The sequence below is a fragment of the Pelagibacterium lentulum genome, from assembly GCF_003992625.1.
Lineage (GTDB): Bacteria > Pseudomonadota > Alphaproteobacteria > Rhizobiales > Devosiaceae > Pelagibacterium > Pelagibacterium lentulum.
This window is the reverse complement of record NZ_RZMW01000048.1, coordinates 213,135-234,084: the sequence shown is the minus strand read 5'-3', so window position 1 is coordinate 234,084 and position 20,950 is coordinate 213,135. Positions and strand designations below refer to the sequence as shown.

The window sequence follows — 20,950 nt, the reverse complement described above, 5'->3', positions numbered from 1 at the left end:
CTTGGATAAAGCTGGAGGCGTTGATGAGCAGACTTTTCTGGTTGAGCGATGAAGCCTGGGCTGTCATTGAGCCGCACCTTTCCCAGAAACCAGCCCGGAGCACGTCGAGTTGATGATCGGCGGGTGAATTCGGGGATCATCCACATGCTCAAGTGCGGCGGACGCTGGGCTGATTGCCCTGCCGAGTATGGCCCCTTGACCACAGTCTACAATCGCTGGAACCGCTGGAGCCATCATGGCATCTGGTCGTGCATCCTCCCCGCCTTGACCGAACAGGGCTGGATCGCCGAAACGGCCCAGATCGACAGCAGCTATATCAAGGCCCATCGCTGTGCAGGGGGGGCGGGCGAAAGCCAATGCCATTGGCATCTCGCGTGGGTGGCCAAACCACCAATGTCCACGCGCTTGTCGATGTTCTGGGAAGGCCGCTCCGCCTCATCCTGACACCTGGAAACGCTTCGGACGTGAAGGGGGCTGATCTGTTGATCGGAGAAACCATAGGCATGAAGCGAGTCACCGCAGACCGCGGTTATGATGCCAACCGCCTTCGCTCTACACTCCGAAACCAGAACACCATCCCAATGATCCCCGGCCGCAGGAACCGCAAGCGCGCCATTTGCTAGGATGAAAAGCGATACAGGGATAGCTGGCACGTCGAGGCCATGTTCTGCCGCCTCAAAGATTGCCGCCGCGTTGCCACCCGCTACGACAAGCTTGACCGAAATTACCTCTCCGCAATGATGCTCGCTGCCGCTGTCGCCTACTGACTATGAATGAGTCTGGACTCTAGCGTTCAACGTCTGAAGTGGCGTCGGGCTGAACGGCGGCTTTGTCAGATTTCTGACTAGAACCGGACCGACCGCGATCGGCCCCTTTTTGGACGTTCGACCGTAGGCACATGGTTTGCTGCCCTGTCCTATTTCAACGCGCAGGCTACTGGCACTCTAAGGGGATGCCCGACGCAAACCCGCCCTGCTCTATGCACTTGCCCTCTTGGGAGCGCCTCTGATCAAGAGCTGACGAGGCCGAACGATCCTCACTCCCACTCCATTATTTTCCCGTCCTAAGGAATTGATTTTCCTACAGAACATTTCCTTTTCGGTTCCCAACACCGTGAGCGGGCCCGTCAAAAAGTTAGCATTTTGATTTTGCTAGGGTTTTTGGAACGTCAGGACAGCAAAAAATTCTGTGAACTATCGGGATCTATCGGTCGTTTCGCGGTAGGGCATAGACGGCAGGCGTCGAATTTAGCACCCCGATAAAGTACCTCAAAGCCGGCAAAATCAATACACCCGCGTCGATCCTCGCCACGCTTTCCCGACGTCTTGGTGGTGGGCAAGTAATCTCTTGGGCCCTCATCCTGTCACTGCCGATCATGAGCATCCTGACCCTGCCAGTTTCGGCAGCACCGACTATAATGTAATTGCCGTCCCGATCGGCCTTCTGTAGCATTCGATCATGCGCGTCGCCGTCTTTAGCACCAAGCCACATGATCGCCGCTTTCTTGACGTGGCCAATGAGCAGGTCCGGCTCGAGCTGATCTATTTGGAGCCTCGGTTGTCCGAGGAGACGGCGGCACTGGCGACCGGGGCGGGAACTGTCTGTGTCTTCGTCAATGACGACGTGAACCGGAAAGTGATCGCGCAATTGCGGGATCTGGGCGTGCGTTTTCTTGCGCTACGCTCGGCCGGTTTCAACCATGTTGATCTCGCCGCTGCCGAAGCCGCTGGCATTGCGGTCGGGCGTGTGCCGGCATATTCGCCTCATGCGGTGGCCGAGCACACCGTCGCGCTCATGCTGACACTTAACCGTAAGACACATCGCGCATATAACAGGGTGCGGGAGGGCAATTTCGCGCTTGATGGACTGCTCGGCTTTGACCTCAACGGCAAAACCGTCGGGATCGTCGGCACCGGATTGATCGGAGAGATCGTGGCCAGGATAATGACCGGGTTCGGCTGCCGTGTTGTTGCTTACGATCCCGCTCCAAATCCCCGATGCGTGGAGCAGGGCGTCCAGTACCTGCCCATTGGGGACCTGCTTGCCCAGAGCGATGTGGTTACCTTGCACTGTCCGTTGACGCCCGCGACGCACCATCTTATCGATGATAATGCGCTCTCCACTTTGAAGCGCGGCGCCATGCTTATCAACACGAGCCGCGGCGCGGTCATCGATACGCGCGCGGTCATCCGCGGCCTCAAGAATGGCACTCTCGGCAGCCTTGGCCTCGACGTCTACGAGGAGGAGGCTGATCTTTTCTTTGAGGATCTGTCGAACCGCATCATTCCCGACGATGTCTTTTCGCGCCTTCTGACCTTTCCCAATGTGCTCATCACCGGCCATCAAGCCTTTTTTACCGAAGAGGCACTGCGAGCGATCGCCCAGACCACGATCGATAACATCAGCGGGTTCGAGCGAGAGGGGCAGCCGCTGCATCCCGTTCGCTCCGAGGTGATGCGGCAGGGCGGATGAGTACACCGATGACGCTCCTGGCAGCGAGCGCACCGCTGATCGTGGTACTTGCTTCCATGGGTGTACTACGATGGCCGGCGGCGAAAGCGGGCGCCGCCGGCACTCTGATAACACTCGTTTTGGCCCTCGGCTTTTTTGATCTCTCAGGCATAGCGCCGACGGTGGAGGTCACATGGGCGATCGCGGGAATCTTCACAGAGGCGCTTCATTCGACCTTCAGTATTCTGTGGGTCGTTCTGCCGGCACTCTCAATCTACGAATTGCAACAGCGCACGGGTGCACTTGAGGTCATCCGCGAGGCGCTTGTCGGGCTCACCGACGATCGGGTGTTGCAGGCGGTGCTGATTGCCTGGTTCTTCGGCCTCTTCATGGAGGGCGCGGCCGGCTTCGGGACGCCGGTCGCGCTGGCAGCGCCCCTGCTCGTCGGGCTCGGCTATCCCCCGATAACCGCCGTCGCCATGGCGCTTGTCGGACATGCTGCGGGAGTCTCGTTCGGCGCCGTCGGCACGCCGATCTTCGCGCAAGCTGAAATCACCGGACTGCCTGCCGCCGAGATAGGTGTCGCGACGGCGCTTCTTCACGCGGCGTTGGGGACGTTTCTCGTCGCGGTCGTTATGAGGATGGCCGGGGCGCCCTTGTCGCTGCGCATTGCGATCTGGGCGCTATTGGCGGGCGCCTGCTTCTTCGTCCCTTTTGTCGCGCTCGCGATCCTCGCCGGACCGGAATTGCCTACACTCGGCGGTGCATTGGCCGGTGCGATAATGTTTGTCGTGACCATGCGGTGGCGCGCCGGCGGGCGGGCGAAGCTGCCCGCGCCTGCGAGCCTTCTGCTGGCCGCCGCACCCTATCTCATTATTCTGGCCCTGGTGCTGGCGACCCGGCTGATCGATCCGCTCCCGGCAGTGCTCGGCGGCATCCAGATTGGCTGGAGCCTGCACGACACCTTCCGCGGCACCTTTCAGCCGTTCTACCATCCCGGCACGATCCTGCTCCTGGGCTTCGTTTTGGGCGGATTGGCAACGGGCCGTGCGTCACACCTCCTGCCGGCGGCTGTCGCGGCGGCTGCGCGTGTCCTTCCTGTGGCCGCCGCGTTGCTGGCCATGCTGGCGATGGCACGGCTGATGGTCCACTCGGGCATGATCGCCACACTCGCCGAGGGGGCCGCCAGCAGCGGCGCGGTCTGGCCACTGCTGGCACCGGCAGTCGGTGTGCTCGGCACCTTCGTCACCGGCTCCGCGACGGCATCCAGCATCCTGTTCGCTCACTTCCAGCTGACGACGGCGGGCGCGCTGGCGCTGCCCGCGACGACGATGGTTGCAGCGCAAGGGTTCGGAGCCGCCATCGGGAACATCGTGGCGCCACACAACATCATCGCCGGCGCCGCTACGGTCGGCTTACACCGCCGCGAAGGTGATATCCTTGCCCGGACAGCCGTCACCTGTGCCACCTATGCGGTCGCGGGCGGGCTTCTGGTTATGGTCCTGGTAACGTTTGCAACTGTGCCACTGTGAGCGCTGCTCTGTTGGAGCGGTCGCCTATGACCTTGGGCCGAGACCGGTTGGTGCGCAATTCTGCCCGTGTGAAGCATCGGCAAAAGGCCGCAGAACGAAGAACAAGTGACGCGAGGCAGCGGCCACAAGGGCATGAAGGAGGCCGAGGGAATCCCAGTCCCCTTAGAAACACCGACAGGCATTTTTGCGGCTTTGCGCCCCAATTCTGGACATTCACACGGCCAACTTGATTCCCCGAAAGCGGCAGGTCCACTAAGCGAGCTACAACGTCTTGATGGCGGTGGGTTCCGGCCCAACAGCTTTTGGCGCGTTTGCGGCCAAATCTGCCGTCCTTCTCGCAGATTTGACTTCAGACGACGGCGTTCCCGACCTCTATGTCGAGCAAGCCCTAAAGGCCAGTGAGGCGCAGGTGTGAATCGGGATACCGTGCACCTGCTACGGGTGTTGTGACCTTGCTGTCAGTTAATTCTTGCAGCTCTTCCGACTTGAGGGTTACGCCCAGGGCGCCAACGTTCTCCTCGAAGCGATCTAGCCTTCGCGTACCGAACAGGGGCACGATCCAAGGTCTCTGGGCGAGCAGCCACGCCAGCGCCACCTGAGCCGGTGTCGCCTCGTGCGCGTCACCAATGCGGCGGATCAAGTCAACCAGAAGCTGATTGGCTTCACGCGCCTCAAGGGCAAAGCGCGGAATGTTGGCGCGGAGATCATTGCTGGCGAATGTCGTGCTGTTGTCGATCTTCCCGGTCAGGAAGCCCTTGCCCAAAGGGCTGAACGGCACAAGTCCAATCCCAAGTTCCTCCAAGGTGGTCAGCACTTCGCCTTCCGGATCCCGAGTCCATAGTGAATACTCGCTTTGAAGTGCTGCCACCGGCTGCACCGCATGTGCCCGGCGGATCGATCCCGCTCCTGCTTCCGACAATCCGAAATATCGCACCTTGCCCTGGGCGATCAGGTCCTTGACCGTTCCAGCGACGTCCTCCATCGGCACGTCCGGGTCAACGCGGTGCTGATAATAGAGGTCGATGTAGTCGGTCCCAAGGCGGCGTAAACTGCCCTCGATTGCCTGCCTGATCTGTTCGGGCTTGCTGTTCACCCCGCCGCGATGTTCGCCGGTCTGCTGGTCGATATCCCAGCCGAACTTTGTAGCGATGATGACCTTATCACGCATACCTGCGAATGCCTCGCCGACCATTTCTTCATTGGTCCAGGGCCCATAGACCTCAGCAGTATCAAAGAAATTCATGCCGCGATCGACCCCTGCCCGCAGCAGAGTAATCATCTCCGCCCGGTCGGGAATATCACGGGACTTCCCGTAACCCATGGCACCGAGGGACAACGCAGAGACTTCAAGACCTTGACCCAGCTTGCGATAATGCATGTTCGTTTCCTTTCAGTTGATCGGCTGACGGAGCCTCGTCATCAACCGGAACGCCTCGACAGGCAACACGACCGGCGTCAGTAATAGTACGAATGGGCGCCCGAAGCTTCCCTTTGAGAATTGTGCGCTGAGATGCCCGTCAAGGGACGACCGCAGCTTGTCAAAAGGTTCACGTCGTCTGGTGCAGGGCTCTGCGACCGGATGATAACGGGCCCTCCTGGTGTTGATTTCCGCCGAGGAGTGACCCAGTGGGTGAGATTAGGCACAACGTGTCTTCTTGAAATCAAAGTTCCTGAGCAGTGGGCCTGAAGAGAATCTCGTTGATGTCAACGTCTTCTGGCTGGCTGATGGCAAAGTCCACCAGCCGAGCGAACGTCTCGGCCGGAACGCCAACTTGGCCGACATAGTCCTGGTTTGCCTTCTGAACATCCTGCTCGGTGATGTGGTCAAGCAGTTCGGTCTTTACCGCACCGGGAGAAATGATTGTGGTGCGAATGTTGTATGGCTTCACTTCCTGCCGGAGTCCCTCACTGATGGCGCGCACGCCAAACTTCGTGGCAGAATAAACGGCGGAACCACCGAAGAGCTTGTGTCCCGCGATGGACGACAGATTGATGATATGGCCCGCCTTTTGCTCCTTCATGTAGGGAAGTGCGGCAGCAATGCCGTAGAGCACGCCCTTCAGGTTGACGTCGATCATCTGGTCCCATTCGTCAACCTTGAGCCGCTCGAGGGGGGACAGTGGCATTATGCCTGCATTGTTGATTAGCACGTCAATCCTACCGTAAATCTTGACGGCTGTGTCCACCAGCTTTAGCAGGTCCGCCCGTTTTGTTACGTCGGTCGCCACGGCAATTGCCTTGCCGCCGGCCTCGGTGATTTCGGCCGCGAGCGCCTCCAGGCGGTTTACACGCCGCGCGCCCAGAACGACGCTTGCGCCCTTTGCAGCGAGGTAGCGCGCTGCGGCTTGGCCCATGCCGCTGGAGGCGCCGGTGATGACGATGACTTTTCCAGTGGTGCTGTCGTTCATTTTTCTCTCCATGGAGGATGTATGGCACTCTGGCTTCCGGCCACGCCAAGGGGATGGCCGGATCAGAAGTGCTGTGATTGAAGTTCTTGGCAGTTGTGTTTGCGGTGAACGCGGTCACCTCCGGCGCATCATGGACGCTATGTCCGGAGTGACGCTTGTGGGCGCCGGCAATGCTGCCGGGTCATTCGAGGTGCGTCAGTTCAACGGTGACGTCGCCGGAGCGATCGAAGATCGATACATCGCCCGTGACCTGCCCGAGGATGATGATCCCCGGATTGGGGACGCTACCGGCGCTGTAATAGATCACGAAGTGATTGGAACTCCACAGACCGAGCGTGCCGGTCGAAAAGTCCCGCTGTCGCGGAAGTTCGGGCAAGTCTGACGGCAGAAATCCTGTTTTTTCCTGACGCAGATGGTCGCGCATATCGATGGTCAGCGGCAGCATCTCCAACAGGGCATCGGCGGCTTCGTTATCGGCAAGCGTGGCGGTCACCTCGCCCCAATCAGACGAGATACGAATCTGTTCTTGTGCCATGGCAGCTCCAGTCAATCCCAGGGCGAAAGCGGCAGCGCCCAATGTTGATTTCCACATGTGACATTCCTTTGTTCAACGGATATGGGCGGGTATGGTTCGTGCTCGCGCACACGACACTCAGCATTGCTCAGGCCGCGAGATGCTCGCCAAAGAACTCGGCCAACCGGTCGAAGGGGATCACGTCCATCTGGTCGTACAGATCGACATGGTCAGCGCCCTCAATGATCATGAGCTCTTTCGGCTCGGCAGCGGCGGCGAAGGCGTCCTCGCTGAGGTAAAGCGAATGCGCCTCGGAGCCCGCGATCAGTAGCATCGGGCGGGGCGAGATTTCCGCGACATAGGTCAACAGTGGCATGTTCATAAAGGACAGCGGATTGGTCACCGTCCAGCCGCCGTTCGAGTTGACCGAGCGCGGGTGATAGCCCCGCTCAGTCTTGTAGTAGGCATGATACATGCGGATAACAGGATCATCGATGCCGTCCAGGCTGTTGGGCAGACCACCGGCCATTGCAGGCTCACCCGTCTCGGCATCCGTCCAGCGCTGACGACTCATCTGCTCGAGGCTCTCGGCCCGCTGCTCGTCCGTCAGGCTGTCGTAATAGCCACGCGCCATGACGCGTGACATGTCATACAGGCTGGTCGTGGCCACTGCCTTGACGCGCTTGTCGGCCGTAACAGCGTTCAGCGCCATGCCACCAAAACCGCAGATTCCGATGACGCCGATCCGCTCGCGGTCAACAGCGCTGTGCAGGCCAAGGCAATCGACCGCGGCCATGAAGTCCTCGGTGTTGATGTCGGGCGAGGCCACGTCACGGACGTCGCCGCCGCTTTCGCCAACAAAGGAGGGGTCGAAGGCCAGCGTGACGAAGCCGCGATCGGCCATGGTCTGGGCATAGAGACCGGCAGACTGCTCCTTGACGGCACCGAACGGCCCGGCGACGGCCAGCGCCGGCAAGGCTGCATCCCCGCGATCGGCAGGAACATACAGATCGCCTGTGAGTGTGACGCCATAGCGGTTCGTGAAGGTGACCTTCTCATGAGTCACAGCGTCACTGCGGGGAAAGGTCTTGTCCCATTCGTCGTTGGTCTGCGCCCGAGCGGGCGCGGCACCCATCGAGGCAAGCCCTGCGGCGGCGAGACTTGCGCCGGTCATCATCAACAGCGTCCGACGGCCCGCATTGGGCAGGTCGTTCGGTGCATGAACAGTTGCTTCGGTCATGTCATTTGCTCCTTTTTAGCAGATGTCGTGATGTGGTGAAAGTCAGGCGAGCCGGTATCGTGATGGCTCATGATTGACTCCTCTGGTGAACCAAGGCGATCAGAGCGCAAAGGGACGAACCGCCCAGGAGCACTGCCGCGAGGCCGAATGTGACCTGCCAGTCGAGCGCATCGAAAATCAGTCCGCCAATCGCCGCGCCGCCCATTATCGCAAGTTGGATCGTCGCAACCTGGAGCCCACCACCGGCCTCGGCATCGGGTCCGAGCGTCCGGGCAAGCCAGGTGCCCCAGCCGACAGGGGCGGCCGTTGCAAAGAAGCCCCAAAGGACAATCAGCACGCCGGCGCCGACTGGCAGTTCCGGCAAGGCGATCATCAAGATTGCAAGCACCGCCATCACAGCGGGAATGGTGATCAAGATGCTGTAGAGACGCGTCCGCAAAAGGCGACTGATCGTCCAGGTCCCGACGAGGCCTGCGAGCCCCAGGGCCAGGAAGCCAATCGAGAGCATCGGGACGGAGAAACCTACCACTCCCTCGAGATATGGTCGCAAATAGGTGAACAGAGCAAATTGGCCCATGAACATCAGAAAGATTGCCGCCATCCCGAGTGCGACCTGTCGGCGCAAGAGCAGACCGAGAGGATTGGCGCGCCGAATCCCGCGAGGTGGTAACGGCGGCATGTGTATCCTCTGCCAGACAAGGGCGAGCACGGCGACCGGAACGATTAGCGCAAAGGCACCGCGCCAGCCGATGATGTCGCCAAGCCATGCGCCCAGAGGCGCCGATATCGTGGCGGCGATCGCATTGCCCGCGTTGAGCGCTGCCAGCCCCTGAGGCACTTGATCAGTTGGCAGAAGGCGCATCACAATAGCAGTCGACATCGACCAGAACCCGCCAATGGCAATGCCAAGCAATCCGCGACCGATCATCAGCACGGGATAGCTCGGCGCGAAGGCGACAATCAGGGTCGAGACGATCAGAAGGACTGCGAAACCAGACTGCACCTGCTTGCGGTCAATGCCGCGGGTCAGTCCGGCGATCGTGAGGCTGGTGATCACCGCGAAGAGACCGGAGATCGAGATCATCTGACCGGCCTGTCCCTCGCTGACGCCAAGTTCGCCCGCAATCGGGGTCAACAGGCTGACAGGCATGAACTCCGACGCAATGAGTACGGCGACACAGAGCGCCATCGACATGACAGCACCCCAGGCGGAGCGCGTGTCGGTTGTTTCAGTTGGAAGTGTCGTGGTCATTCTGCGCCTCGCTTCCGGCTGCAGTGCCGACTTTCGATGGGGCAGAGATAGCAGTAACCGGACAAATGTATTAGACGTGCAAATACGATTGCATTAATCGATAGGCGGCATAAGTGGTCTAGCAACATGGGAGCAGGGTATGGCGCGAGGGCAGTTCAACGACCTGTTGTGGTTCCTTGCCGTTGCCGAGGAGCGCAGTTTCACGCGCGCTGCTGCCAAGCTCGGCATCGCCCAGTCCACGCTCAGCCACACCATCAAGCGCCTCGAGTCTCAGATGGGCATCCGGCTCCTGACCCGCACGACGCGTAACGTCGCGCCGACGCAGGCGGGAGAGCGCCTGCGCCAGGCACTCGCGCCGCGCGTGGAAGAGATAGAGGCAGAGATCGCCTCGCTGACGGAGTTTCGCGACAAGCCGGCCGGGACGATCAGGATAACGCTGTCCGATCACGCACATCACAGCTACGTCTGGCCGAAGCTGCGACCCGTGCTTATCAACTACCCCGACATCAAGCTCGAACTGAACATCGACAATGGGTTTCGTAACATCGTCGAGGAAGGTTTCGACGCGGGCATTCGCCTTGGCGAGAGCGTCGAGAAGGACATGATCGCCGTCCGGATCGGTCCGGATTGGCGCTTGGTGGCAGTCGCGTCTCCCGGATACCTGAAAACGCATCCCGCGCCGGTTCACCCGCAAGAGCTGATCGGACACACCTGCATCAACCACCGGCACCTCAGGGCCGGCAGCCTTTACGCCTGGGAATTCGAGAAGGACGGGCAGAATCTTCGCGTCCGCGTCGATGGCCAGCTCGCCTTCACCGCCTCGCAGGCAATGGTTGATGCCGCGCTGAACGGCTACGGCATAGCCTACATTCCCGAGGATTTAGTCGTACAGCACATCGCGGCAGGAGACCTGGTGCAGATTCTTGACGACTGGTCACCGTTCTTCTCGGGTTACTACATCTACTTCCCGAGCCGAAGGCAGAACCTGCCGGCTTTCAGGGTCATTGTCGACGCCCTCCGGTTCTAAGCGACCTAAGAGTTGCTGGGTCCGGGGAGGGAGAGAATTGACCTCAAGGTCTTTTCTTCCTGGACCGATAACGACAGCCTTTCCGGTCTGGTCAAAGCCGCTATCCAGCAACTATCCCTGCTTGCCCGCGATGGCGCGGATCGACGTCATCTGCTCGCAATAGCAAGCGTTGCGATTGATTCTTAGCCAAAGCCGTTACTTGCCGATGCGTGCTGACAGCACCCCACCAACGTCGGCTCGACGAGCCTAGATCAGGAAGCTGTCTACAAACTTGTAGCCAGGACTGCTTTCAGGAACTCGTTCTTAACGCCTGAAAGGCAGCAATGGCGTCGTCTGCTGAACGGGGGGTTTTTGAGACTTTTGGCCAAAACCAGACCGACTGCTTTCGGCCCCCTTTTGGACGTTCGACCGTAGGCACATGGTTTGCTGCCTTGCCCTATTTCAACGCGCAGGCTACTGGCACTCTAAGGGGATGCCCGACGCAAACCCGCCCTGCTCCATGCACTTGCCCTCTTGGGAGCGCCTCTGATCAAGAGCTGACGAGGCTGAACGAAACGCATCCTTGAACTAAAGTACCGTCAGAACTGGAATACGGTGACGGCACTTTTCTCACGAGCACGACTCCGCGCGAAAATACCGTCGAAAGTACCGTCCGATTGATCTGCTGCCCTATATCAAACACGGCCTCGGTTTATAGCGATTCATTCAAATCAGTAACTTAGGAAGCCGTTGACTTCCGTTGACGATGCGGGCCATCGGTGATTGGAACAAGACGCAAATCGTTGTTTCTTCTGCGAAACACTACGATGGAGTTCTCCAGGCTACGCTAACCCCCTACTCCCACTCGATTGTTCCCGGCGGCTTTGAAGTCACATCGTAAACGACGCGGTTGATGCCCTTGACTTCGTTGATGATGCGCGTGGCCGTGCGACCGAGCACATTCATGTCAAACGGGAAGAAATCGGCTGTCATGCCATCGACCGAGGTGACTGCACGCAGTGCGCAGACGCTTTCATAGGTGCGCCCATCCCCCATCACGCCCACGGTCTGAACCGGCAGCAGGACTGCGAATGCTTGCCAGATGGTGTCGTAAAGCCCGGCCTTGCGAATCTCTTCGAGATAGATCGCGTCAGCCTGGCGCAGAATGTCGAGCTTTTCGCGCGTGACGCCGCCCGGCAGCCGGATGGCCAGCCCCGGTCCGGGGAATGGGTGGCGACCGACAAAATGTTCCGGCAGCCCAAGTTCGCGACCGAGTTTGCGCACTTCGTCCTTGAAAAGCTCACGAAGCGGCTCAACAAGTTCCATGTTCATGCGTGCAGGCAATCCACCAACATTGTGATGGCTCTTGATCGTAACGCTTGGCCCGCCGGTGAAGGAAACGGACTCGATCACATCGGGATAGAGCGTGCCCTGGGCGAGGAACTTTACCCCGCCGATCTTCATGGCTTCCTTCTCGAAGGTCTCGATAAACAAGCGCCCGATGATCTTGCGCTTGGCTTCTGGCTCTACCACGCCTTCGAGTTCGCCTATAAATTCCTTGGAGGCATCTACATGCACCAGCGGAATATTGTATTGATGGCGGAACATGCTGACGACTTCATCAGCTTCATTTTTCCGGAGCAGACCATGATCGACGAAGATGCAGGTGAGCTGATCGCCTATCGCCTCATGGATCAGGACCGCAGCCACCGATGAGTCCACGCCCCCGGAAAGCCCGCAAATAACCTTCTGATCGCCCACCTGCGCACGGATGGCCGCAATAGCCTGCTCGCGATAGGCAGCCATGGTCCAGCTTGCATCGCAACCGCAGATCTTGTGGACGAAATTGGCGTAGAGCTTTGCGCCGTCCGGCGTATGCACGACCTCCGGGTGAAATTGCACCCCATAGAACTTGCGATTCTCGTCGGCGATCATCGCGAAGGGGGCGCCCGGAGACGTGCCGACGACTTCAAAGCCCGCCGGTATTTTGGACACCTTGTCGCCGTGGCTCATCCAGACCTGATAGGAATGATCGAGCTCCCATACGCCATCGTAAAGCGCGCAGTCCTTTTCGATCTTGACCTCGGCCCGCCCGAATTCACGGACATAACCCTGCTCGACAACTCCATCGAGTGCCACGCACATGGCTTGCTGTCCGTAGCAAATGCCGAGGACCGGCACACCATACTCGAGTAGCTTTGGATCAACCTGCGGCGAACCGTCATCAATGACGCTGGCCGGGCCACCGGAAAGAATGATGCCTTTGGGTTGAAGGGTTTCGAGCGCCGCGACAGCCGCGCTGAAGGGGTGAATTTCGCAATAGACCCCGGTTTCGCGCACCCGGCGGGCAATAAGCTGGGTAACCTGCGATCCGAAATCAACGATGAGGATTGTGTCTGAAGGCGCGTGGTTCTGCATGGCGAGGCTTTAATCGGAATCGCGCGTTCAGGCAATGGCAAGCTGCACCGCAGAATAAATTTCCTGACGCTGCAACCGATCCCGCCTTGTCGCGTTCTCTGGGCACATATCAAAAACGGGTCCAGCGCAGTCCCTCGTCCCTTCCTGCGCGTCCCGGACAAAAGGCCAAGTGCGTCCCATGCCCCTAAGGCCTTTTGCTGCCACCCTGGATGTCCCTCGCATCCGGGGTGGTATGGTTTGAAGGCGTCGCAGTTAAAATATATTTCACATAGACTTCTATCAGTTCAGAACGGCAAGCGAACCGTTGAGCAAAGTGGCAAAAGTTACCCACCCAGCATATGGCACAAAGCACAACGCAGCCATCTTATCGCGGGACCAACTGACGAGGATGAAGCCGACAATAGCACCGAGCATGGGTATGATAATTGCCAAGGCGCCCCATAGCATCTGCGCCTGAAAGAAGGTTGGTGACCATGCCCAGTTCAACAGAATCTGACCAATCCACAAAGCCATCGCGATGCCGATGGGCTCGCGCAACGCTGTTCGCCAGCCGGCTATCGCAATCAGGATATATAGGAAGAACCAAACCGGCCCAAACACCCAGTTCGGCGGATTAAACGGCGGCTTTTCTAGCGCCTCATACCATGCGCCGGGCGCGGTTTGCGTTCCGATCAGTGTGCCCACGCCAAGCACCACCATCAAAAAGGCAATAAGGGCTATCAGTGGACCCGGTTTACGAAGGGAATCGAGCGTTGCTTCCATGTCGGTTTTAACGCCCGAACGTGATCGTTGGTTCAGTCGCCCACGCAATCGCGCGTAAAATCGAGGCTATATGTCATTTCCCCGCTGTCTGCCGTCGCATAATGAATGTCGACCGCATTCTCATCATCGGCCCACTCAACATCGACCTCTTCAAAGACCGGACGCTCAGCAGCGATATCGAGACCACATCGGATCTGCACCCTCGGCCCCTCCACGCTCGGCAATTCAAGAATTGCCTGATGGACGCAGGATTCCTCAAAGCAGACCTCGAAAAGATGAAGCGTGCGCTCGGTCGATGGGGAACTCGAGGCATGGCGTGTCGCCGGTTCCGGTATTGCGGTCCAAATAGCCCATCCAATTGCTGCAAAAATTGCAAAGACGACCGCAATGCCAGCAAATATCGCTCCGATTGCCCAACGCGCATTCATCAGCGTGCCCTCTCCAGCAACGCGCAATAGAACCCATCGGTGTCTGTTGAGGCGGGCGTCAAGGTCAAAGTCTTGCCGTTGTTGCTGACAGGTCTGGCCGAAGAACGTGCAAACAGTTCATCCCAGCGCACGACCAGATTGCCGAGTGCAAAGTCCTCGTGGCGTTTCAGGAACGCCTCGATTTGATCGTCGTTTTCTTCGGGCAAGATCGAGCAGGTAATGTAGATCAACGCGCCGCCCGGCCTGACGAACCGAACGGCCTCATCGAGTACGGCAGCCTGTTCTGCCATACGCGCCTCGAGTTGATCCGGTGTGAGCTTCCACTTGGTATCTGGCCTGCGTCGCCATGTGCCGGTGCCGGTACAAGGCGCATCTACGACCACCCGGTCCATCCGCGCAGCAAGGTCATCAAGCGCGCCGGCGTCAGGGTTGCGCACCTGAACATTGCGCACGCCGTTACGCTTGAGCCGTTCATGGATCGGTGCCAGCCGGTTTCGGTCCGCATCATAGGCGAAAATTTGACCGGAATTGCCCATTGCGGCGGCCATGGCCAGCGATTTTCCGCCAGCACCTGCGCAAAGATCCAACACCTGCTGTCCCGCCTTGGCACCCGAAAGCAGCGCCACAAGCTGACTGCCTTCGTCCTGTATTTCGAACCAGCCTTTCTGGTAGCCCTCGTCCGCCTGAACGTTTGCCGTTCGCGCATCACGGGGACCGGACACAATGCGCAAGCCTTCGGGAGCAGTCGCACAACTGAGGGGTGCGAAGCGGGCCAGCGATTTTTTTACACGATCGGCGTTGGATTTCAGGCTATTGACGCGCATATCGAGTGGCGGGCGCGTCGTCATGCCCTGCCCTTGCGCGATCCAATCGCTGCCAAAGCCTCGCGCCAGCGAGGCGGTCAGCCATTCGGGAACATCGGCCTTGATGTGATCCGGGGCGCCATCAAAAGCGGAGTCAGAACAAAGGCTTGCTGCCTCTGCCTCCGAAATCGATTCAGGGGCGAAACGATCGGAGCTAAAGTCCTGATTCAAGGACTTCAGATCCTGATGCCAGTCATTGACCACGACCGAAAGCACGAGCGCGCGCGGACTATCGCTTCCCATCCTGTGGGCGTGGCTCGCCCGCTTTCTCAGCGCGTCATAGACGAGATTGCCGATGGCGGCGCGATCCCCTGCCCCGGCAAATCGATGATCGAGTGCCCAGCCCTTTAGTGCTTCGGATGCAGGGCGCTTGCGCCGCTCCATATCTTCGAGAATTTCGATTGCGGCCGCTATCCGCCCTGGTAGCCGCATCAGGCAAATCCCGCTATCATCAGGCGCACGCCCAGTGTCAGCCACAGCGCGGCCATAACAACAACCCCCACAGCATAGGCCTTGAAGCGGTTGAAAACGTGATTTTCCGTTACGTGGATATAGGCGTGAGCGGCGCGGCTGAGGACAAATATCCAGCACAACGCCACTTCCCACCACGTCGCGCCGAGCCAGAGGGTCAGGCCGCCCGCAACGAAAAGCAAGACGGGCAACTCGAACTGGTTGGCATAGGCGTTTGCCGCCTGCTTTGCGTCATTTGGCCAGTTGGACGTATCAAGTGCAATGTCTCGCACCTTAACCTCGCCGCGCATGACGCGCGGAATGCGGCGCTGATAGAGCACGGGAATGATCGCAAAAACGATCAAACCCTGTGCCCATAGCGCCAGCGCCAGAGCTAGGCCGGTGGCCGTCATCAGTTTCCTCCACGATAGTTCGGGCTTTCGCGGGTGATTGTCACATCGTGGACATGGCTTTCGCCGAGCGCCGCACTGGAAATCTTGACAAAGGTAGCCTCGCGCCGGAACGTTTCGAGGTTCTTTGCTCCGGTATAGCCCATGGCTGCCCGTAAGCCGCCTGCAAGCTGATGCAGGACCCCACCAGCAGGCCCCTTGTAGGGCACCTGCCCTTCGATGCCCTCGGGAACGAGCTTCATCTGGTCGTTGACCTCCTGCTGGAAGTAGCGATCCGCCGAACCGCGTGCCATGGCACCCACCGACCCCATGCCACGATAGGACTTATAGCTGCGACCCTGATAGAGATAAACTTCGCCGGGGCTTTCGTCTGTGCCTGCCAGAAGCGAGCCAACCATGGCGCAGGAGGCGCCACCAGCCAGAGCCTTTGCCAAATCGCCCGAAAACTTGATACCCCCGTCAGCGATAACCGGCACGCCCTGCCTGCCGGCTTCCTCGGCGCAGGCCATGATGGCGGCAAGCTGCGGAACGCCAACACCTGCGACGATGCGGGTCGTGCAGATCGAGCCCGGTCCGATGCCGACTTTGATGGAATCCGCGCCCGCGTCGATCAGCGCCTTTGCGGCTTCGGCCGTTGCAACATTGCCTGCAACGATGCGGGTAGAATTGCTCTCGCGCTTGACGCGCTCTACGGCCTCGGACACGCGAACCGAATGGCCATGTGCGGTATCGATCACCAGAAGGTCGACGCCAGCATCGATAAGCATCATGGAGCGCTCAAAGCCCTGATCGCCTGTGGTTGATGCTGCAGCAACTCTCAGCCGACCCTGGGCGTCCTTGATGGCTTCTGGGTGAAGCTGGGCCTTTTCGATGTCCTTGACGGTAATCAGCCCGATGCAATTCTGGTAGTCGTCGACGACCAATAGCTTTTCGATACGGTGGTGGTGCAGAAGCCTCTTGGCTTCATCCTGGCTTACGCCCTCACGCACCGTGACCAGTTTTTCGCGGGTCATGAGCTCGGAAATCTTCTGAGCGGTATTTGAAGCAAAGCGCACGTCACGGTTTGTCAGAATGCCGACCAGCTTGCCATTGTTGCGGCCGCCCGTTCCCCCGTTCGAGACCACCGGAATGCCCGAAATCCTGTACCGATCCATCAGCGCGTAGGCATCGGCCAATGTCGCATCTGGCCCGATGGTGATGGGATTGACCACCATACCGCTCTCGAAGTGTTTGACCTGCTTGACCTGCTCGGCCTGCTGCTCGGGAGTCAGGTTGCGGTGAATGACGCCCATGCCGCCAGCCTGCGCCATGGCAATCGCCATCTTGGATTCGGTCACCGTATCCATGGCTGAGGACAGAATCGGCAGGTGGAGTTCGATGTCCTTTGTCACCCGCGAGCGAATATCGACATCGGTGGGCAGAACGTCGGACCGGGCCGGCTGAAGCAAAACGTCATCGAACGTAAGCGCGGCATCACCAGTGATAGAGGAAATAATCTTCGCCAAGGCCAGACCCTTTCGTGCCCTTCATCAAAATCAGATGAATGTGAATGGTTATTGACCGGTCGGGGAGACTCAACCCGCCGGTTTGGGTTGGCGAGGGTCAATAACACCGGAAAGCAGGTTTGGGAAGTGGGAGACGCGTGATCAATTTGCGATACGGATCCGCCTCACTGGCTTTACTCTGCCTCACGGACCGCATCGCTCCGCGCATGACAGCGCTAGGTCGGCGCCTATGCGCTACGCTGGCCCTCCGGCGGGGCGCGCGAAGGCACGGAGGTTTGCTGTTCACATATCGCGTCAGGCGGCTTCTTTTGCCTTTTCACGCGTAATCCAGCCGCCGTCGCGCCATTCGCGCACATCGATCACGATTTCACCCTTGTCGATATCGATCACATTATAGGCGTTGGGTTCGCCGCGCAGGCGCGTGGAGGTCGATGACGCGGCTTGTGCAACAAGAATTAGAGCGACAGCGGCGCGGCGCACGCCTGTCGGCATATCCTCGGCCACTTCCTCCGGGGCATCACCATGCTTTCTGACGTAAGCGAGATGGAAATGGCCGGATAACACAAGGCGCACGCCGATCCGCGCAAAAGTCTCAAGCGCGAGGTCGGCCCGCTTGACCCGGCGCTGATGCCGGGCCATCGGCTCCTCAGGATGCATAAGGGGATGATGGGCAACGACGACCTTGACCGTATCCTCGGGCACATTGGCAAAGCGCTGTTCCAGCATTTGCAGCTGACTCTTGCTGATTGTACCATCGGACCAGTTCAGACTCGCCCTCGCTCGGCGTGACGTCCGAAGGCCGGACAGCGCAACATTGTCATAGACCGCAAAAGGCTCAAGATCGGCATCGATATAGCGCTTGTAATGGCCATAGGGATTTATGAAGCGCTTGATCAGATTGCGTTCGGGCACATCGTGGTTGCCGGGGACCGCAAAAACCGGCGCCGGCAAGGTTTTGATGAACTCGCGTGCCTTTTGAAATTCCTTTCGACTGCCAATCTGGGTGAAATCGCCACTGACCACGATCAAATCGGGCTTTTGCCCGGTAATCTCATTGGCAAAACTTTCGACCACGGCATCGTCATGCTTGCCAAAATGCAGATCCGACAGGTGAACCAGCCGCATATGATCAGACCTCCCCGGCTTGAAGTTCGTTGAACGTTGCTCGTGGTTCATCAGGCGCCGGTGGCGCAAGCACAGTGAGACTGCGTGGCCGAATAGCAAAGTTGAGCGGCGTGGCGATGCTCTCCACCTCGCCATCGATCATTACTTGAAGCCGGGGCTTTTTCGACCTGATGGAAACGGCCTGCACCGCCTCGATCTCCAGTTCCTCATCCTGCTTCCAGTTGCCGATCAACATGCCTGCGGCCAGCTTTATCATCTTTCCCAGAGTAAGATGCCGCAGAACATAGAGCGTCAGAAATCCGGCATTGAGCCTTTCGCGCGAGAAGAAATGCCCCGGCGCTTCGTCATAGGCATTGGAAGCAACCGCAAGTGCCTGCACTCGCTCGATACGTGTTTCGCCCTTGCTTGTGGTTATCTCCAGCGCGAAGCGCCGCGCGCGCGCCACGCGTCGGACGAAATAGCTTAAAAATCCCAGTAATGCACGAAAGCCGCCGCCACGAATACGCTCACGACCTGCGGCCAGATCCGGGATCAAGCCAATGACAACCTTATGCAGAAACGGTTCGCCATTGACGGTGCAGACGTCAATATGATGCTCGGTCATGGTGGGCAAAGCATCGAGCCATTCATTGATATCAAGCGGGATACTAAGATCTCGCGCAAGGAGGTTGGCAGTGCCCAGGGGCAGGATGGCCATGGCCTTGCCACTCTCATGCATTGCGGCACCAAGGCCTGTGACCGTGCCATCGCCTCCTGCTGCAACAACAACCTCGGTATCGCTCGCAAGAGCGCTTTCGACACGTTCGGCAAAGCCTGCCTCGGGGTTTTTTTCGATTACCACATCAAGCCCGCGCGCAACAAACGCGTCGTAAAGCATTTTTTCGGTGATCCCGGCGGCCTGCACCGTTCCCGATTGCGTATTGAGAAACAGATGATAGCGCCGCGGCGTCATGGTACCCCCAAATGATGCGCTTTATGATTTTGCCATTTGTCTGGCCTATGGATCAACGCGTCAGACGCCAATTAGTTCGATTTTCTCTACTAAATGCAAGATGGCAAGCGGGTATTTGCCAAAGCCGTACTCAAAGTTCACTATAGCGCAAACGACTCACAGATTTGCCCGGACTGGCCCAGTTCCTTGACCCGTATTGTTCCGCTTGTGCTGGCGGTCGCCCTGTTCATGGAGAACATGGATGCGACCGTTATCGCTACATCCCTGCCTGCAATCGCAGCCGACATCGGCACTACGCCGGTGGCCCTCAAACTTGCTTTCACCGCTTATTTCGTGGCACTGGCGATTTTCATTCCCATCAGCGCATGGATGGCAGACAAATACGGCGCCAAGCGCGTCTTCATGGCTGCCATCGTGATTTTCGTTCTCGGGTCGGTCGCCTGTGCCTTTGCCGGGTCGCTGCATGAATTCGTATTCGCCCGCTTTTTCAAGGGAGTCGGCGGTGCGATGATGAGCCCGCTCGCGCGGCTTATCCTGTTCCGTTCGACCCCGCGCACCGAACTGGTCAATGCCATGGCGTGGCTGACAATTCCTGCGCTCGTCGCGCCAACGGTCGGGCCGCCGGTTGGAGGGTTTTTGACAACCTTTTTCAGTTGGCACTGGATATTTTTGATCAACGTACCGATCGGGCTTGCCGGACTTGTGATGATCCAGCGCTTTTTGCCTGAGATTGAATCCGGACCATTGCGCCGCATGGATTTTCCCGGCTTCATTCTCGTTGCAATTGCGTTTGCCGGAACCCTGTTCGGGCTGTCGCTGCTGAGCCTGCCGGTACTGCCGCTGTGGGTGGCCATCGTTTCGACCGTTGTTGGGCTCAGTGCCGGTGTTGCCTATTGGCTTCACGCGAACCGAACTGAAACGCCGCTGCTCGACCCGAAAATGTTCCGCGAACCCGCATTTCGCGCGTCTATTGTGGGCACGGCCATCTTTCTTGTCGGGGTGGGTGCCATTCCGTTTCTGCTGCCGCTAATGCTCCAACTCAGTTTCGGCATGACCCCGTTTGAATCGGGCATGATTACCTTTATCGGGGCGCTCGGAGCACTGATTACGAAATTCTTCGCCAAGTCGATCTTTTCGGCGTTCGGTTTCAGAAACGTCCTTTTGATTGGCGCTGTCGTTTCAGCAATCGCCATTGCCATAAAGGGCACCTTCACGCCCGAAACGCCGGTGGCGGTGATGATGACGGTAATCCTGTGCGCGGGGCTTATCCGCTCATCCTATTTTACCGGCCAGCATGCTCTTGGGCTTTCCCAGATCAAGGAGAGCGAAGCGGGTCAGGCCACCGCCATTTCAACAGTGGTCCGCCCTCTGGCCACGGCACTGGGTGTCGCGCTCGCAGGTGGCGTTCTGGAGATCAGCGCGCACAGGCATGGCGGGCAAATCCAGCTTGAAGACTTCCACATCGCCTTTTTTGTCGTGGCAATCGTTTCGCTATTTGCCGCCCTGCCCTTTTTGCGCCTGAGCAAAGATGCAGGCGCCGCGGTTTCGGGCCATCTTACCAAAGAGCAACGCGAAGCGGCGCTCGAACGGTCCCGCAGCGAAGGCAGCGAAGGACGCGCGCCAAGATTTTGAAT

17 protein-coding genes and 2 pseudogenes are annotated in these 20,950 nt (G+C 58.9%); 6 read left to right on the top strand and 13 right to left on the bottom strand.

From position 1 onward, the window contains the following. Nucleotides 1-23 precede the first annotated feature (23 nt). From EO133_RS19580 to EO133_RS19565, 4 genes and pseudogenes are all read left to right on the top strand, one after another. A pseudogene (locus EO133_RS19580) lies at nucleotides 24-767 on the top strand (IS5 family transposase). Nucleotides 768-1,306: 539 nt separating this feature from the next. Further along, nucleotides 1,307-1,402 (top strand): annotated as a pseudogene (locus EO133_RS20660) (EamA/RhaT family transporter); the annotation flags it as partial. Nucleotides 1,403-1,458: 56 nt separating this feature from the next. Continuing rightward, a complete protein-coding gene (locus EO133_RS19570; RefSeq protein WP_127074328.1) occupies nucleotides 1,459-2,472 on the top strand; it encodes a 2-hydroxyacid dehydrogenase in 1,014 nt (337 codons plus the stop codon). Between the two features lie 8 nt (nucleotides 2,473-2,480). Continuing rightward, nucleotides 2,481-3,983: an L-lactate permease gene (locus EO133_RS19565; protein ID WP_127074327.1), complete on the top strand. Its 1,503-nt coding sequence runs from the start codon at nucleotides 2,481-2,483 to the stop codon at nucleotides 3,981-3,983. Nucleotides 3,984-4,371: 388 nt separating this feature from the next. Here the strand turns inward: EO133_RS19565 and EO133_RS19560 are convergent, their stop codons facing one another. The 5 genes from EO133_RS19560 to EO133_RS19540 all read right to left on the bottom strand — a co-directional run bounded on the left by EO133_RS19560 (nucleotide 4,372) and on the right by EO133_RS19540 (nucleotide 9,397). Further along, nucleotides 4,372-5,361, bottom strand: coding sequence for an aldo/keto reductase (locus EO133_RS19560; protein ID WP_127074326.1), 990 nt, complete (start codon nucleotides 5,359-5,361; stop codon nucleotides 4,372-4,374). 283 nt (nucleotides 5,362-5,644) lie between these two features. Next, nucleotides 5,645-6,391, bottom strand: coding sequence for an SDR family oxidoreductase (locus EO133_RS19555; protein WP_127074325.1), 747 nt, complete (start codon nucleotides 6,389-6,391; stop codon nucleotides 5,645-5,647). A gap of 181 nt (nucleotides 6,392-6,572) precedes the next feature. After that, nucleotides 6,573-6,926, bottom strand: a complete 354-nt coding sequence (locus EO133_RS19550) for a cyclophilin-like fold protein (RefSeq protein ID WP_244640752.1) — start codon at nucleotides 6,924-6,926, stop codon at nucleotides 6,573-6,575. Between the two features lie 127 nt (nucleotides 6,927-7,053). Then, a complete protein-coding gene (locus tag EO133_RS19545; RefSeq protein ID WP_127074323.1) occupies nucleotides 7,054-8,145 on the bottom strand; it encodes an alpha/beta hydrolase in 1,092 nt (363 codons plus the stop codon). Between the two features lie 67 nt (nucleotides 8,146-8,212). Then, on the bottom strand, nucleotides 8,213-9,397 hold the full coding sequence (locus EO133_RS19540) for an MFS transporter (RefSeq protein WP_127074322.1): 1,185 nt from the start codon (nucleotides 9,395-9,397) through the stop codon (nucleotides 8,213-8,215). Between the two features lie 139 nt (nucleotides 9,398-9,536). Between EO133_RS19540 and EO133_RS19535 the strand changes: the two genes are divergently transcribed. Further along, on the top strand, nucleotides 9,537-10,424 hold the full coding sequence (locus EO133_RS19535) for a LysR family transcriptional regulator (RefSeq protein ID WP_127074321.1): 888 nt from the start codon (nucleotides 9,537-9,539) through the stop codon (nucleotides 10,422-10,424). Nucleotides 10,425-11,258: 834 nt separating this feature from the next. Here the strand turns inward: EO133_RS19535 and guaA are convergent. From guaA to EO133_RS19495, 8 genes are all read right to left on the bottom strand, one after another. Further along, on the bottom strand, nucleotides 11,259-12,821 hold the full coding sequence (gene guaA, locus EO133_RS19530; RefSeq protein ID WP_127074320.1) for a glutamine-hydrolyzing GMP synthase: 1,563 nt from the start codon (nucleotides 12,819-12,821) through the stop codon (nucleotides 11,259-11,261). Between the two features lie 279 nt (nucleotides 12,822-13,100). After that, nucleotides 13,101-13,583, bottom strand: coding sequence for a TspO/MBR family protein (locus EO133_RS19525; RefSeq protein WP_127074319.1), 483 nt, complete (start codon nucleotides 13,581-13,583; stop codon nucleotides 13,101-13,103). 32 nt (nucleotides 13,584-13,615) lie between these two features. Next, complete coding sequence (locus tag EO133_RS19520) at nucleotides 13,616-14,011, bottom strand: hypothetical protein (RefSeq protein WP_127074318.1); 396 nt, start codon at nucleotides 14,009-14,011, stop codon at nucleotides 13,616-13,618. Next, nucleotides 14,011-15,306: an RsmB/NOP family class I SAM-dependent RNA methyltransferase gene (locus EO133_RS19515; RefSeq protein WP_127074317.1), complete on the bottom strand. Its 1,296-nt coding sequence runs from the start codon at nucleotides 15,304-15,306 to the stop codon at nucleotides 14,011-14,013. The genes EO133_RS19520 and EO133_RS19515 overlap by 1 nt, the downstream gene beginning before the upstream one ends. Beyond that, nucleotides 15,306-15,737: an MAPEG family protein gene (locus tag EO133_RS19510; RefSeq protein ID WP_127074316.1), complete on the bottom strand. Its 432-nt coding sequence runs from the start codon at nucleotides 15,735-15,737 to the stop codon at nucleotides 15,306-15,308. Before EO133_RS19510 ends, EO133_RS19515 begins: the two co-directional genes overlap by 1 nt. Beyond that, entirely contained in the window at nucleotides 15,737-17,239 is a 1,503-nt protein-coding gene (gene guaB / locus EO133_RS19505) for an IMP dehydrogenase (RefSeq protein WP_127074315.1), read from the bottom strand. The genes EO133_RS19510 and guaB overlap by 1 nt, the downstream gene beginning before the upstream one ends. Nucleotides 17,240-17,533: 294 nt before the next feature. Further along, entirely contained in the window at nucleotides 17,534-18,364 is an 831-nt protein-coding gene (locus tag EO133_RS19500; protein ID WP_127074314.1) for a metallophosphoesterase family protein, read from the bottom strand. A 4-nt stretch (nucleotides 18,365-18,368) separates the two neighbouring features. After that, a complete protein-coding gene (locus EO133_RS19495; protein ID WP_127074313.1) occupies nucleotides 18,369-19,316 on the bottom strand; it encodes a diacylglycerol/lipid kinase family protein in 948 nt (315 codons plus the stop codon). A 186-nt stretch (nucleotides 19,317-19,502) separates the two neighbouring features. On the opposite strand from EO133_RS19495, the gene EO133_RS19490 reads away from it, so the two are divergent. Further along, on the top strand, nucleotides 19,503-20,948 hold the full coding sequence (locus tag EO133_RS19490; RefSeq protein ID WP_127074312.1) for an MDR family MFS transporter: 1,446 nt from the start codon (nucleotides 19,503-19,505) through the stop codon (nucleotides 20,946-20,948). Nucleotides 20,949-20,950: the final 2 nt, after the last annotated feature.